The 13,701-nt window shown below is 39.4% G+C and carries 14 protein-coding genes; 3 read left to right on the forward strand and 11 right to left on the reverse strand.

Features of this window, described 5'->3' with window-relative positions; all coding sequences use genetic code 11:
• Positions 1-2 precede the first annotated feature (2 nt).
• Positions 3-959: a signal recognition particle-docking protein FtsY gene (ftsY, locus tag MWU56_RS16105; protein ID WP_247046235.1), complete on the reverse strand. Its 957-nt coding sequence runs from the start codon at positions 957-959 to the stop codon at positions 3-5.
• 227 nt (positions 960-1,186) lie between these two features.
• Between ftsY and MWU56_RS16110 the strand changes: the two genes are divergently transcribed.
• Positions 1,187-3,064: a hypothetical protein gene (locus tag MWU56_RS16110; protein ID WP_247046236.1), complete on the forward strand. Its 1,878-nt coding sequence runs from the start codon at positions 1,187-1,189 to the stop codon at positions 3,062-3,064.
• Positions 3,065-3,127: 63 nt separating this feature from the next.
• Here the strand turns inward: MWU56_RS16110 and MWU56_RS16115 are convergent, their stop codons facing one another.
• The 9 genes from MWU56_RS16115 to recR form a co-directional block, all read right to left on the reverse strand.
• Entirely contained in the window at positions 3,128-3,280 is a 153-nt protein-coding gene (locus MWU56_RS16115; protein ID WP_247046238.1) for a DUF4295 domain-containing protein, read from the reverse strand.
• Positions 3,281-3,312: 32 nt separating this feature from the next.
• The gene (gene rpmG / locus MWU56_RS16120; protein WP_119607818.1) at positions 3,313-3,495 is read right to left on the reverse strand and encodes a 50S ribosomal protein L33; all 183 of its coding nucleotides are present in this window, start codon (positions 3,493-3,495) and stop codon (positions 3,313-3,315) included.
• A 28-nt stretch (positions 3,496-3,523) separates the two neighbouring features.
• Complete coding sequence (gene rpmB, locus MWU56_RS16125) at positions 3,524-3,751, reverse strand: 50S ribosomal protein L28 (protein ID WP_247046241.1); 228 nt, start codon at positions 3,749-3,751, stop codon at positions 3,524-3,526.
• A 74-nt stretch (positions 3,752-3,825) separates the two neighbouring features.
• A complete protein-coding gene (locus MWU56_RS16130; protein ID WP_247046253.1) occupies positions 3,826-5,076 on the reverse strand; it encodes a competence/damage-inducible protein A in 1,251 nt (416 codons plus the stop codon).
• Entirely contained in the window at positions 5,077-5,415 is a 339-nt protein-coding gene (locus MWU56_RS16135; RefSeq protein ID WP_247046255.1) for an Hpt domain-containing protein, read from the reverse strand.
• Positions 5,416-6,027 (reverse strand): fumarylacetoacetate hydrolase family protein, encoded by a 612-nt coding sequence (locus tag MWU56_RS16140; protein WP_247046257.1) that lies wholly within the window; start codon positions 6,025-6,027, stop codon positions 5,416-5,418.
• Positions 6,028-6,058: 31 nt separating this feature from the next.
• On the reverse strand, positions 6,059-6,832 hold the full coding sequence (locus MWU56_RS16145) for a 3'-5' exonuclease (protein ID WP_247046259.1): 774 nt from the start codon (positions 6,830-6,832) through the stop codon (positions 6,059-6,061).
• Between the two features lie 72 nt (positions 6,833-6,904).
• A complete protein-coding gene (locus tag MWU56_RS16150; protein WP_247046261.1) occupies positions 6,905-8,263 on the reverse strand; it encodes a dihydrolipoamide acetyltransferase family protein in 1,359 nt (452 codons plus the stop codon).
• A 79-nt stretch (positions 8,264-8,342) separates the two neighbouring features.
• On the reverse strand, positions 8,343-8,963 hold the full coding sequence (gene recR / locus MWU56_RS16155; protein WP_247046267.1) for a recombination mediator RecR: 621 nt from the start codon (positions 8,961-8,963) through the stop codon (positions 8,343-8,345).
• A 76-nt stretch (positions 8,964-9,039) separates the two neighbouring features.
• On the opposite strand from recR, the gene MWU56_RS16160 reads away from it, so the two are divergent.
• Positions 9,040-10,527 carry a sodium:solute symporter gene (locus tag MWU56_RS16160; protein WP_247046276.1) on the forward strand — a complete coding sequence of 496 codons (1,488 nt, stop codon included), beginning with the start codon at positions 9,040-9,042 and terminating at the stop codon, positions 10,525-10,527.
• Here MWU56_RS16160 and MWU56_RS16165 read toward each other — a convergent pair.
• Positions 10,511-10,870 carry a CoA-binding protein gene (locus MWU56_RS16165; RefSeq protein ID WP_247046278.1) on the reverse strand — a complete coding sequence of 120 codons (360 nt, stop codon included), beginning with the start codon at positions 10,868-10,870 and terminating at the stop codon, positions 10,511-10,513. The two genes, MWU56_RS16160 and MWU56_RS16165, sit on opposite strands and share 17 nt — an antisense overlap.
• Before the next feature lie 347 nt (positions 10,871-11,217).
• Here MWU56_RS16165 and MWU56_RS16170 point away from each other — a divergent pair, with 347 nt between their 5' ends.
• On the forward strand, positions 11,218-13,668 hold the full coding sequence (locus MWU56_RS16170) for a TonB-dependent receptor domain-containing protein (RefSeq protein WP_247046280.1): 2,451 nt from the start codon (positions 11,218-11,220) through the stop codon (positions 13,666-13,668).
• Positions 13,669-13,701: the final 33 nt, after the last annotated feature.

Below are 13,701 nucleotides of genomic sequence, written 5' to 3' on the forward strand. Positions count from 1 at the left end.
ATCTATAATTTAAAAAAGGAATCTACGAACTCAAACTTATTGAACACCTGAAGATCTTCGATACCCTCACCTACTCCAATATATTTGACAGGAATCTGAAATTGGTCCGAAATACCAATGACGACCCCTCCTTTGGCTGTTCCGTCCAATTTGGTCACTGCCAAGCTTGTAACTTCGGTTGCCTTGGTAAATTGTTTGGCCTGTTCAAATGCGTTTTGTCCAGTAGAGCCATCCAAAACTAAAAGTACTTCGTGCGGGGCATCGGGAACTACTTTCTGCATCACCCGTTTTACCTTGGAAAGTTCGTTCATTAAATTGACCTTGTTATGCAGACGACCCGCGGTATCCACCAAAACCACATCGGCTCCTTCGGAGACGGCAGAACTTAAGGTATCAAAAGCAACGGAAGCTGGATCGCTCCCCATTTTTTGCTTTACAATGGGAACATCCACACGCTTTGCCCAAACTTCCAATTGATCTATTGCCGCGGCACGGAAGGTATCAGCGGCACCCAAGACCACTTTCATCCCATTGTTCTTAAATTTATGGGCCAATTTTCCAATGGTGGTGGTTTTACCAACACCATTTACACCAACTACCATGATTACATAGGGTTTTTTGTCTTTTGGAATGGCAATCTCACTATCTTCTCCTGTTTGGGTTTCGGAAAGTAATCCGGCTATTTCTTCACGTAAAATGGTGTTAAGTTCATCCGTACCCATATATTTATCGCGCGAAACACGCGCCTCAATACGATCTATAATTTTAAGGGTAGTGTTAACGCCAACATCGGAGGTGACCAAAATTTCTTCCAGACTATCCAATACCTCATCATCCACTTTGGACTTGCCTGCTACGGCTTTACCTAACTTACTAAAGAAACTGGTCTTGGATTTTTCCAGTCCTTTATCCAAAGTATCTTTTTTATCCTTTGAAAATATATTTTTAAATAAGCTCATCCTGTGTTCTTTGATAATGGTCAAAGATAGGAAAGTAAGGGCAGTTATTTTATCCTAATTACACCTATCAAACAAGTATCCCCTAAATCTGGATTTAATTAGCAAAAAAAAACGCAAACCTCAATTAATCAGAATTTTACCCATTCAATATACCGCTACACAACAATTATTAGAGTTCTATGATCCACTTGGTTATTTTTACCTTGGATTAGCTGTCTTAAAATTTTATGAAGAATTCTATCAAAAAGATATCAATATTACTCCTGACGTTGTTTTCGATGGCAATTACTGCACAGGACACCTATTCCGATACATTTAGCGCTATTTCCTATACGAATAACGATGGTACCGAAAATTGGTCCACGAACTGGTTGGAGTACAATGATAACAATAGCGCTTCCAACGGATACATTCGAGTATCGGGAGACCAACTTTTTTTCTATTATATCTGGAGTGAAAATATTAGAAGGTCGGCAGATTTAAGTGGATATACCTCAGCCACACTTTCGTTTGATTGGCAAACATCCAGTCTTGAATCAGGTGAAACCTTGGCAATACAGATTTCGTCAGATGGGTCTACCTTTACGACTTTGGATACTTTTACAGGAAGTCAAAGCGGTGTTTTTAACCAAGACATATCAAGTCACATTTCGAACAACACGACAATACGATTTATAAAAAGTGGAAATAATTGGAACCAAGGCAACGACCGTGCCTATATCGATAATATTCTGATAACTGCCACAGCGCTAACAGATACCGACGGAGACGGGATTAGCGATATTGTGGACCTCGATGACGACAATGATGGCATTACAGACGAAGAAGAGTATTGCTCTTCGATCAATGCCACCTTCCTGACATCATCGAATGTTGGGGAAAGATCGGTTGTGGTCAACCATACAGATACAGGATATTTGAGAATTGATTTTTCATCCATGGACAATTCATTTCAATTGGACATTAATGGTACTACGGTCCATCCTTCCGTTTTGGAGTTTGAAAATGGGGCATTGGATGCTGGTGACGAATATTTTGTCTTTCAATCAGATGGTAGTTTTATAAATTCTCCCTGGGTGGCCAATTCAAATGGCATACCCAGATTAAGGTTGATAGTAAACGAAAATGGGGAAATTAACTTATATGGAACACGAAATTCTTCTTCCTCGACTTTGGAGCTCATGGAAGCCCAAGGAGGCACAGCATTCAACACTATTAGCTGGACACCCGGTAACAACAACACTTTTACCGTTACCAATCAAGCAGGTCCAGGTCCAGAAGGATTTACAGGTGAGTTATTCGCCAGTTCAATATGTGATACCGATGGTGATGGAATCCCAAACCATCTTGATTTAGATTCCGACAATGATGGAATTTATGACATTGTTGAGTCCGGTGTCTTGAACGAAAGTGGTGTTTCGGACAGCAATAATGATGGTAGAATTGACGGGGCTACTTCGGGCTCAGGCTCTAATGGGCTTTTTAATGCTATTGAGGATATTGATACGCAGTATGCGATTCTCTCTTATTCCATTTTGGATTCGGACTCGAACGGAAGCTATGACGCCTATGTTCTGGACGCTGACGGTGACGGGTGCAATGATGTCCATGAAGCAGGATTTACCGATGACAACGATGATGGTTATTTGGGGGCAAACCCCGTTACCGTCAATGCTGAGGGCCTGGTGACCAGCGGCTCGGATGGCTATACAACCCCAGCCGATAACGATTCCGATACAACATACGATTACAGAGAAGCAGGTTCAGCACCTATCATTAGCTCACAGCCTGTTAATACATCAACTTGTCCTGGATGCACAACAACCATATCCACTACGGTGAGTGCTGATCAATTACAATGGCAGTATTTTGATGGTGGGAATTGGCAAGACCTCTCTGATACTGGGGTATACTCGGGAACCGCAACAAACATTTTGACGATTACCAATCCAACTGAAAATGAAAACAACACGCAATACAGGTTATTAACTAGTAATGCTTCGTTTATTTGTGGCGATACGACCAGTAATACAGCTACATTGACCTTTCGAGTAAATACGATAATAACTAACCGGAAAATCACATACAGAGTAAATAAGAATTGAAACAATATGCCACAAAAAAAAGCCGCTATATAGCGGCTTTTTTTTATATATAAAGAGTTTTCTTTACTGTTTGTTCAACCAGTCACTAACCATTTCTGGGGGCATTACCGACTCTACGAAAGTATATGCTCCAGTTTTAGGTGACTTAACCATTTTGATGGCCTTTGTCAATCTTTTTGAGGATGACTGAAGTGATGCTACTGTTTTCTTTGCCATGGCTTATATTTTTCTGCCTTGTAAAAAAGCTATTATTTAATTTCTTTATGAACTGTCATACGCTTAAGGATAGGATTATACTTTTTGATTTCCATCCTATCTGGCGTGTTCTTCTTGTTCTTGGTGGTAATATACCTAGAAGTACCGGGCTTACCGGATTCCTTATGTTCAGTACATTCTAAAATTACCTGAACCCTATTTCCTTTCTTTGCCATTGTATTGTACTTAAAATGCTTTTACAATTTACTTTTTGGAATTGATTTCCTTCAAGACAGCAGAGATTCCTTTTTTATTGATGATTTTCAACCCACGGGTAGAAACGGTCAAAGTTACCCAACGATCTTCTTCGGGAATATAAAATCTCTTCTTGGAGATATTCGCATCGAACCTCCTTTTAGTCTTATTGATGGAAAAGGAAACATTGTTTCCAAACATCACCTTTTTTCCTGTTACTTCACAAACTTTAGACATCTCCCTAACTATTTGAGTGATTTTATTGAGGCTGCAAATTTATACCATTTTAATGGGACGTACAAAATTCTTTTTCAGAAATTTAATATTTCTTTGTACAATAGCTCAAAAGCCTTATTAACAGACTTTTTCACCACCTTTTCACGGTGGCTTCCCATCATAAACTTTTGGGCAAAGGTTCTATTTGGTGTACTAATGCCAATATATACGGTTCCAACCTTGGCATCGGAATCACCTTTTGTTGGGCCTGCATTACCCGTAGTGGCGATTGCAAAATCGGTTCCTAGCTTATTTTTTACATTTTCGGCCATCGCTATGGCGACTTCCTCACTTACCACGGAGTACTTATCTATCAGCTCTTGGGGAACGTCTAGCAAGCTCACCTTTGTCTCTGTAGCGTAACAAACCACACTTCCTTTAAAATAATCTGAGGCTCCGGGTATCGCGGTGATCTTTTCTGCAATACTTCCTCCTGTAAAACTTTCTGCTGTGGATAAGGTCATTTTTTTGTTGGTCAACCATGTACCGACTTGCTTCTCTACATCTCCATCCTCCTCTTCTTCCCCATAAATAATATCTCCGATTAAGAGATATATATTCCTGATCTGTTCTTCAATACCGGCAACCAACACCTCCTTATCGTCTCCTTTTGCGGAAAATCTTAACCTTACCCTGCCAAGGTTGGGCAAATAAGCAAATTTTATGAAGGAAGGCAGATTATTTTCCCAATCTTCAAGCTTCTCTGCAATAGCGCTCTCACCTAACCCATAAGTCATAATGGTTTTATGTACAATATAGGGTCGATTATATTCTTTAACGATTTTGGGCAACACGGACTTGGTAATGAGGTTTTTCATCTCGAAAGGCACTCCCGGAAGGGAGACAAATACAGTACCTTCATTTTTTATCCACAATCCTGGAGCAGTCCCAAAGTTATTGTGCAACACCACAGCCCTTGATGGCACCATGGCCTGCTCTCTGTTCAAATCTGAAATGGGTGTGGATATATACTCTTTAAAAATTTCTTCAATATGATTTAAAACGGCATCGTCTCGAACCAATTCATCTCCCATAAATTCGCAAAGAGCCTGTTTCGTCACATCATCTTTAGTAGGCCCCAGACCGCCTGTTACAATTACAATGGTTGAACGTTCACCAGCTTCCTTAAGAGCCTGTAAAATATGCTCCCTATCATCTTGGATTGATGTAATCTGATATACAGAGACCCCAATCTTGTTCAGTTCTTTGGAAATAAATGCTGAATTGGAATCCACGATTTGACCAATGAGAATCTCATCCCCAATGGTAATTATTTCAGCTTGCATCTATAAATTAAAGTCGTTTTTCAATTCTGACACCACTTGAAGCACATCTTTTTTGAGCAGAGGAAATTTTTCCTCGATCTCATCCATACTTCCTGTAGTCTTACCCAAGGCCTCTATTTCAAATGCCTTGGCCCTGGCCTGCTCCATCCCCAAAATATCCACATTGGGCTTAATTTTGTGAGCCAATTTATATATGTTTTCATAATCCTTTGAATCAATGGCGTTTTCCAAACTTTCCAAATCTTCTGGGACTTCTTCTAAAAACACGGAAATAACAGAGGTAATGAAATCCTCATCGCCTTCCGCCATTTCATTTATCTTATCGAGGTTGTATATCATTTATCTTACATTAATATCAAACATTTGTTCTCCTTCCAATGTACCGACAAGGTAGTCATTTGGACTTACTTTACCAACACCGGCCGGGGTACCTGTAAATATTACATCTCCTTTTTTAAGCATAAAATATGTGGATACGTGGGCTATGATTTCATCTATCTTCCATAACATCAAAGAGGTATTTCCTTCTTGAACCTTTTCTCCATTTTTTAACAGCGAAAAGTTTAACTTGTCCACATCTGTATATTCGGCCTTTGACAACCATTTCCCAACTACCGCTGCACCATCGAACCCTTTGGCCTTCTCCCAAGGCAGCCCTTTTGATTTTAACTTGGATTGTAGGTCTCTGGCTGTAAAATCGATTCCCAATCCTATTTCATCATAATACTTATGTGCAAATTCTTTAGAAATGTGCTTTCCTACTTTTTTGATTTTCACTAGCACCTCTACTTCGTAATGTACGTCTTCCGAAAATTCGGGTATGTAAAAATCCTGTTCTTTGGGTAAAATGGCAGAATCGGGTTTTATAAAAACCACAGGTTCATCGGGACGCTCGTTGCTCAGTTCATTGATATGATCTACATAATTTCGTCCTATACAAATCAGTTTCATAATTTGTTTATGGGGTTAAGGCTATTTTGGCCTAAAGTTTATTGTTGAGTTTGCTCAACTTTATCTGGGTAAGTACTTTTTTAGTGTACAGTGGAAAATCGGCGTTTAGAATCCATCCAAAATATCCCGGTTCTTTTTCCATCACTTCATCCACGGTCTTCCCTTTATGCTTTCCGAAGGAAAAAATAGGGTTTTCATTTTCATCCACACCAATAAAACCGGCAAAATCAAGGTTCTGCCTTCTAGTGGTGAATGCTGATAATTTTTTTACATCGTTCTCCAGTTCCGGGTACCTGTCCAATTGAGCCAATAAAACCTCATACGTGGCCAAGGTATCGGCCTCAGCACTGTGAGCGTCATCCAAATTCTTGTCACAATAGAATTTGTAAGCAGCTTCCAAAGTCCGCTTTTCCATTTTATGAAAAATAGTCTGCACATCTACGGAGACCATACTTTTCATATCAAAATCTACATCGGCACGCAGCATTTCCTCTGCCAAGAGCGGAATATCGAATCTATCGGAATTAAAACCCGCCAAATCACTGTCGCGAATCATGGCGTAAATATCTTTGGACAATTGTTTAAAAGTGGGTTCGTTGGCCACTTTCTCATCAGAAATTCCATGTATGGCCTCAGATTCTGCCGGAATTGGCATCTCTGGATTCACCAACCATGTCCTGCTCTCTTTGTTGCCGTTTGGAAAAACTTTTAGGATAGAGATTTCAACAATCCTATCCTTGGCCACATTGGTTCCTGTGGTCTCAAGGTCGAAAAAACAAATAGGTTTGGTCAATTGTAATTGCATGTGGGACTTTTTAAATAAAATTCACTTGGGCTCTAAATTAAGAATAGTGATATGAACTAGAACTGTTTTCCGTTATATTTCCCGATTTATGTCCCAAGCCTCCAAATAATCGGCTACAGCTTTTACAAACATTCCGCCCAACGCACCATTTACAACACGGTGATCATAACTGTGCGATAGATACATTTTACTTCGGATGCCTATATACTCTCCTTGATCTGTTTCTATTACAGAAGGAATTTTTCTAATGGCTCCCAAGGCAAGAATCCCGACTTGTGGCTGATTGATTATTGGAGTTCCGAAAACACTTCCAAAGGAACCCACATTGGTAACCGTATACGTACCATCTTTTACCTCATCAGGTTTTAACTGATTGTTCCTTGCCCTACCAGCAAGATCATTAACCGTTTTTGCCATGCCCACCAAGTTCAATTGGTCCGCGTTTTTGATCACGGGAACAATTAGGTTGCCATCGGGTAGTGCTGCTGCCATACCCAAGTTGATATTTTTCTTTTTGATGACCTTGTCCCCATCCAACGATATATTCATCATGGGATATTTTTTCAGGGCCATGGCCACGGCTTCCATAAATATTGGTGTAAAGGTCAGTTTTTCCCCTTCGCGTTCTTGGAAGGCATTCTTTACCTTATTTCTCCAGTTTACCACATTGGTCACATCCACTTCCACGAAGCTTTGTACATGGGCAGATGTAGAAATGCTCTCAACCATATGGTGGGCGATTAGTTTACCCATTCGAGTTAATGGAATCATTTCATCCCCAGCCTTAATTTGAGCTTTGGGTTCTTTTGGTTCCTCCAACGCTTGTTTGGGTGGTTCCGGTGTTTCCGTTTTTTCTATTACGGTTTCTGGCTGTGGCTTAGATTCTACTTTGGCTTGGTTTCCATTGGAACGGCTTTCCAAATAACCCATAATATCATTTTTGGTAACCCTTCCTTCTTTTCCGGTTCCCACAATCGCCTCCAACTCGTCCATGGACACATTTTCTTCCTTGGCTATATTTTTAACCAAAGGTGAATAGAATTTTTCTGTACTTGAAAAATCTTGTGTTGAAGCGGAAACGGATTCTTTAACTTCTACCATTTGGGTTTCCAATTCCTGAGCCGATACTTCCGCAGGTTCCTCGGTCGTTTTTTCCGCCGAATCACCATCCGATGCATTATCAACCTCGCCTTCTACTTGGATAACCGCAACCACTTCACCGACTTTTATGACATCATCCATTTCGAACCGCTTTTCCAACAAAACGCCATCTACTTCACTGGGGACTTCGGAATCCACTTTATCTGTTGCAATTTCAAATACAGCTTCGTCCATCTCAATGGTATCACCTACTTCCTTTAACCAATTGGTCAAAGTAGCTTCAGCGACACTTTCTCCCATTTGCGGTAATTTCAATTCAAATTTTGACATATTCGTATTTATCAAAGTGATTTTGATTTATATTTTACAAAAATACTAAAGAAATCAACTTATTTTTGATTTATATATATTAATTCGCTTTAATAGAGTTTTCAAAAGGGACTCTATTAATTATACTTCTCCCCAAAGTTACCTCATCGGCATATTCCAATTCATCACCTACCGAAATACCTCTGGCAATTGTGGACGTTGTAACATCCAACCCTTCCAATTGTTTATAAATATAAAAATTGGTGGTATCTCCCTCCATTGTGGAGCTTAAGGCCAAAATCAACTCCGTCACCGCTCCATCCTTCACTTTATTTACCAATGTGACGATATTAAGGTCTTGTGGCCCCACGCCTTCCATAGGCGATATCTTACCCCCTAGCACATGGTACAATCCATTGTACTGCGATGTGTTTTCAATAGCCATTACATCCCTAATATCCTCTACCACACAAACCATGGTATTGTCCCTTTTAGGATTGGCACAAATTTCACAAACTTTGGTATCGGAAATGTTATGACAGTTCTTACAAAAATTGATCTCACCCTTCAATTTAAGTAAAGAATGTGCCAACAACTCTGTTCTTTCTTCTGGTTGCTTTAGCAGGTGCAGAACTAATCGTAATGCCGTTCTTTTCCCAATTCCTGGCAATTGCGACATTTGGTAAACTGCATCTTCCAATAGTTTCGATGAAAACTCCATAGCTCCAATTCTCTTGCAAAATTACAATTTTACTGTTACCAATTTACTTTCGTACTTTGCAAATCAAATTACATTTATGTCCGCCACACAAATACTGTTGCTAATTGGCGCCTATTTTTTGGTGCTTATCCTAATTTCTTACTTCACTGGCAAAAATGATTCTAATGCCGATTTCTTTAAGGCGGGCAAACAATCGCCATGGTATGTTGTTGCGTTTGGCATGGTTGGGGCTTCGCTCTCGGGGGTAACTTTTATTTCGGTTCCAGGATGGGTAGGTGATAGCCAATTAACCTATATGCAAGTGGTTTTAGGGTACCTATTTGGATATTTTGTGGTGGCTTTTGTATTACTCCCTTTATATTACAAACTTAATCTTACCTCTATTTATGAATATCTGCACGATCGTTTTGGAAAAGTAAGCCACCGTACCGGAGCTTTCTTCTTTTTCATCTCTCGAGTTTTGGGTGCCGCTTTTAGATTGTACTTAGTGGCCATTGTGTTACAGCAATTTGTATTTGATGACCTTGGTGTGCGATTTGAGTTTACAGTTATCATCTCTATTCTACTCATCTGGATTTACACCAACAAAGGAGGTATAAAAACCATTGTTTGGACCGATACGCTGCAGACACTTTTTATGATTTTGGCCGTAATCCTTTCCATTGTAATGATCAATCAGGAATTGGGATGGAGTTTCGGGGAGTTCATGGCTTCGGACGAATTAAAGAACTATAATAAATTCCTGGTGACAGATAGTTTTTTGGACAGAGGTTATTTTATTAAATCCTTTGTAGGTGGTATGTTTGTTACCATTTGTATGACCGGTTTGGATCAAGACATGATGCAGAAAAACCTTACCTGCAAATCGTTGAAAGATGCACAAAAGAATATGGTCTCCTTTAGTTTTGTACTTGTCGGTGTCACATTTTTGTTCATGCTATTGGGCGCACTACTCTTCATATATTCTAAAAGGGAAGGTATTGAAATTCCATTGATGGACGGCACTCCAAAGACCGACCTCCTATTTCCTGAAATTGCTTTGAACGGCGGTTTGGGACTGGCATTGTCCATTACCTTTATGTTGGGATTAATAGCTGCTGCATATAGTAGCGCAGACAGCGCATTGACTTCTTTGACTACATCGTTCTGTGTAGATTTCTTAAATGTTGAGGAAAAGGGGGACCTTGAACAGAAGAAGGTTCGCAAACGCACCCATATTGCAATGAGTGTGATGCTGATTTTGGTGATAATTGCTTTTAAATATATACTTAGCAGCAATGTAATTGATAGTTTACTAACCGTTGCAGGTTACACTTACGGTCCTTTATTGGGACTTTTTGCATTCGGCATTTTTACCAAGCATAAAATTAAAGATGGTTATGTTTGGATTGTTACCCTGGCATCTGTTATCACTATCATCCTCATAGCCAACATCCCAACTTCTTATTTAGGTGGTTACCAAGTTGGTTATGAATTGTTGCCCTTGAACGGGTTGCTGACCTTCATCGGTTTATGGTTAATACGAAAAAAAGAATCTGATCCAGAAATTAATACTGTCCCGTAGAAAGCAAAACCAAGGTACAAGCCACATCTACTTCAATACCGGCAAGATCAAGGATTTTATAGAACTCAGGATTCTCTGTCCCGGGATTAAAAATGACTCGTCTAGGCTTTAAATCAACGATTTGTTGATAATATTCCTTTTGATGATTTGGGTTTAGGTATAAAGTTACAGTATCAATATTTTGAAAATTACTTAAGTTATCCTTAATTTGTACATCTGATACAGTTCCCCCACGTATCCCAAATGCGGTTGTTTCAATATTATTGGCAACCAACTTACGAATTGCTTTGTTACTGTATCTTCCTGGGTTTGTAGAAGCTCCGACGACAAGTGTTTTTTTCATTTGTTAAACTTTGTGTTAAACTTTGTATAGACTGTAATTTATCATATAAAAACTCGTCTATTTTTTATAACTTATTATCATTGATAAGACTGTATTTTTATAGTTAATGGTTAGTGTTTAGTATAGCTTATCAATGTTTAACCCCGGTTTTTACCGGGGTTTCTTCTTTTAAATACTTTTTTATCGTCCCTTTTAAAAACAGAATACCTACAAAAATCGAAAATACCCTGTTCTTTTCTGTTAAAGAATGTTAAATTAAATTTCTAGTGTAACATTCAAGGCAACCGGGCGTCTTAGAAGTATCATCATTCAATCAATCTAATCATCAATCAAAAAACGAACTACTCATGAAAAAGATGAGCTTTTTATTTGCACTATTCCTGTGCACCGTATCCCCATTTATATCTTCTGCCAACGAACCCGAAAATGCATTAGGCTCCATTAATGGAATCGTGGTCGACAATCTAACAAGTCAACCCATTCCTTATGCCGCCGTGGTTATAAAGTCCGAGAACGGCACAAATACCATTACCGGAAGTATCACAACCGATAACGGACAGTTTGAAATTAAAGAGCTTCCCGACGGTGCTTTTACTTTTGAAGTACAGTTCATCGGATACAAAACGCATTCCCAAAAACTGGTGATTGCCAAAGGCAAACGAAATTTAAACATTGGAACCATTTCTCTTATAGAAGAAACCAAAGAACTGGAAGGTGTAGAACTGGTAGCCGAACGCACGACCATAGAACAGCGTGTGGACAGAAAGGTGATTAATGTAGGGAAAGACCTTACCACCGCTGGTGCTTCGGCGTCGGAAATTATGAACAACATCCCCTCGGTTAATGTAGATTCCCAAACTGGTGACATTACACTGCGTGGAAATTCCAATGTTAGGGTAATGGTGGACGGTAAGCTTTCCAACGTACCAGTAGCGCAGTTGTTAAAACAAATTCCATCCACAGCCATAAAATCCATAGAGCTGATCACCAACCCATCTGCCAAATACAATCCAGAGGGAATGAGTGGCATTATCAACATTGTATTGCACAAAAACGCCAATATTGGCTTCAATGGAAATGTGAACATGGGGCTCACTAAGGGTATCGAGGCCAAATTCAATAGCTCCATAGATTTGAACTACCGAAATGGAAAATTCAACTTTTATGGAAACTACGGAAACAACATTGGGAAATGGGTCAATGATGGGAACATTCTAAGGATAGATGAAAATTCACGTCAAAATTTTGATTTCGTGAACAACAATAAATCCCATCTATATAAATTGGGTGTAGATTTTTATCTAAATGATAAAAACACCATATCCTTTTTTACCAATCAGAATATTTATGACGGAAAAGGAACTGGTCAAACCCAAGTCATTTACTTGAACGATATGTCCAGAAATGTGACCCAACGCTTCTTTGATGACTCCAATAACCAAAGTGAGCAGTACAACTTTGATTATAAACTGGATTTTAACAAGGAGGGACATAACATAGAACTGGAGATAGACCATAATCAATTTGAAAGTGAGCAAGACGCCGATTTTAGTTCTACCGGTGCATCTACTTATCCTAATTATATGGACTTTGTGGATACCGAACGAACACAGACCACTGCTAATTTGGATTATGTGAACCCATTGGACAGCATCTCCAAATTGGAGGTTGGACTACAATCCAGAAATTTTGAGACTCAGGTGGATTATTCCTCCACTGGACAATCATTTAATTCCAATGGCGAATTGACTCCTACTCCATCCACCAAATTTGTGTACGACATGGATATTTATTCTGCCTACGCAACTTTTGGACAATCATATGAAAAATGGTCCTATCAAATGGGCGTGCGTATCGAGGATGTACAAGTAAAAGCGGACACTAATGCTGTGCGCGCCTTTACCGATAAGTATACCGAAATATACCCATCTGCATTTGTAACATATAAACCAAATGAAAAAGACCAACTACAAATTAGCTATAGTAGACGTGTAGACAGACCAGGCCTGCAACAGGTAAACCCAATCAGGGAATTTGCCACCCCATTGTTGTCTGCCTTTGGAAATCCAAATTTAGTCCCCCAGTTCACCAATTCTTACGAAATCAATTACACAAAGCGAATTGAAAATGGGAGTATTACCGGAGGTGTGTTTTACAGAAGTATTTCAGACGAGATAAACAGAGCGGTGTATATAGATCGATTAGACTTGAACAAAACCATACTCACCTTTGATAATTTTGACAATACCTCTGCATACGGCATTGAACTGTCCACCAACTACAAACCCATAAAATGGTGGAGCATCAACGGTAGTTTCGACCTGTTCTCCCAAACCCAAACAGGACTTACCGAATCATTGAACAGTACCGACCCAGACCCAAGTGAAGAGGATATCGTTGAAGAAATGGTAAAAATTGATAACACGGCATGGAACCTTAGAATGAACAACAGCTTTACCATAAATAAAAAACTCACCTTACAAGCTTTTGGATTTTATCGGGGCAAAAACAAAAGCATACAGTTTGATGCGAAACCTATGTACTTTGTAAACTTAGGTGCACGTTACAGCTTTGCTGAAGGTAAAGGAACTTTAAGTGTCAACTATAACGATATTTTCAATACCATGCGTTTTGCGTTCGAGGGAGATTATCCTTACGCTCAAGAAGGGGAGTTCAATTGGGAAAGCAATAATGTTTACGTAGGGTTATCATATCGTTTTGGAAGTGGTAAAAACCGAGCAAAACAACGTAAAAATAGGGATAGCAATACCAAACAGGGCGGTGGCGGCATCCTATAAGAAATATTGATGCTCTGTATTCGAGTGTTGGTT

The sequence above is a fragment of the Allomuricauda sp. F6463D genome, assembly GCF_023015965.1.
Classification (GTDB): domain Bacteria; phylum Bacteroidota; class Bacteroidia; order Flavobacteriales; family Flavobacteriaceae; genus Flagellimonas.

Coding starts and splice junctions, on each gene's coding strand:
- ftsY (WP_247046235.1), bottom strand. CDS start 959: ATGAGCTTATTTAAAAATATATTTTCAAAGGATAAAAAAGATACTTTG.
- MWU56_RS16140 (WP_247046257.1), bottom strand. CDS start 6,027: ATGAAACTGATTTGTATAGGACGAAATTATGTAGATCATATCAATGAA.
- MWU56_RS16150 (WP_247046261.1), bottom strand. CDS start 8,263: ATGTCAAAATTTGAATTGAAATTACCGCAAATGGGAGAAAGTGTCGCT.
- rpmB (WP_247046241.1), bottom strand. CDS start 3,751: ATGTCTAAAGTTTGTGAAGTAACAGGAAAAAAGGTGATGTTTGGAAAC.
- MWU56_RS16170 (WP_247046280.1), top strand. CDS start 11,218: ATGAAAAAGATGAGCTTTTTATTTGCACTATTCCTGTGCACCGTATCC.
- MWU56_RS16160 (WP_247046276.1), top strand. CDS start 9,040: ATGTCCGCCACACAAATACTGTTGCTAATTGGCGCCTATTTTTTGGTG.
- MWU56_RS16115 (WP_247046238.1), bottom strand. CDS start 3,280: ATGGCAAAGAAAACAGTAGCATCACTTCAGTCATCCTCAAAAAGATTG.
- MWU56_RS16165 (WP_247046278.1), bottom strand. CDS start 10,870: ATGAAAAAAACACTTGTCGTCGGAGCTTCTACAAACCCAGGAAGATAC.
- rpmG (WP_119607818.1), bottom strand. CDS start 3,495: ATGGCAAAGAAAGGAAATAGGGTTCAGGTAATTTTAGAATGTACTGAA.
- MWU56_RS16130 (WP_247046253.1), bottom strand. CDS start 5,076: ATGCAAGCTGAAATAATTACCATTGGGGATGAGATTCTCATTGGTCAA.
- MWU56_RS16145 (WP_247046259.1), bottom strand. CDS start 6,832: ATGCAATTACAATTGACCAAACCTATTTGTTTTTTCGACCTTGAGACC.
- MWU56_RS16110 (WP_247046236.1), top strand. CDS start 1,187: ATGAAGAATTCTATCAAAAAGATATCAATATTACTCCTGACGTTGTTT.
- MWU56_RS16135 (WP_247046255.1), bottom strand. CDS start 5,415: ATGATATACAACCTCGATAAGATAAATGAAATGGCGGAAGGCGATGAG.
- recR (WP_247046267.1), bottom strand. CDS start 8,963: ATGGAGTTTTCATCGAAACTATTGGAAGATGCAGTTTACCAAATGTCG.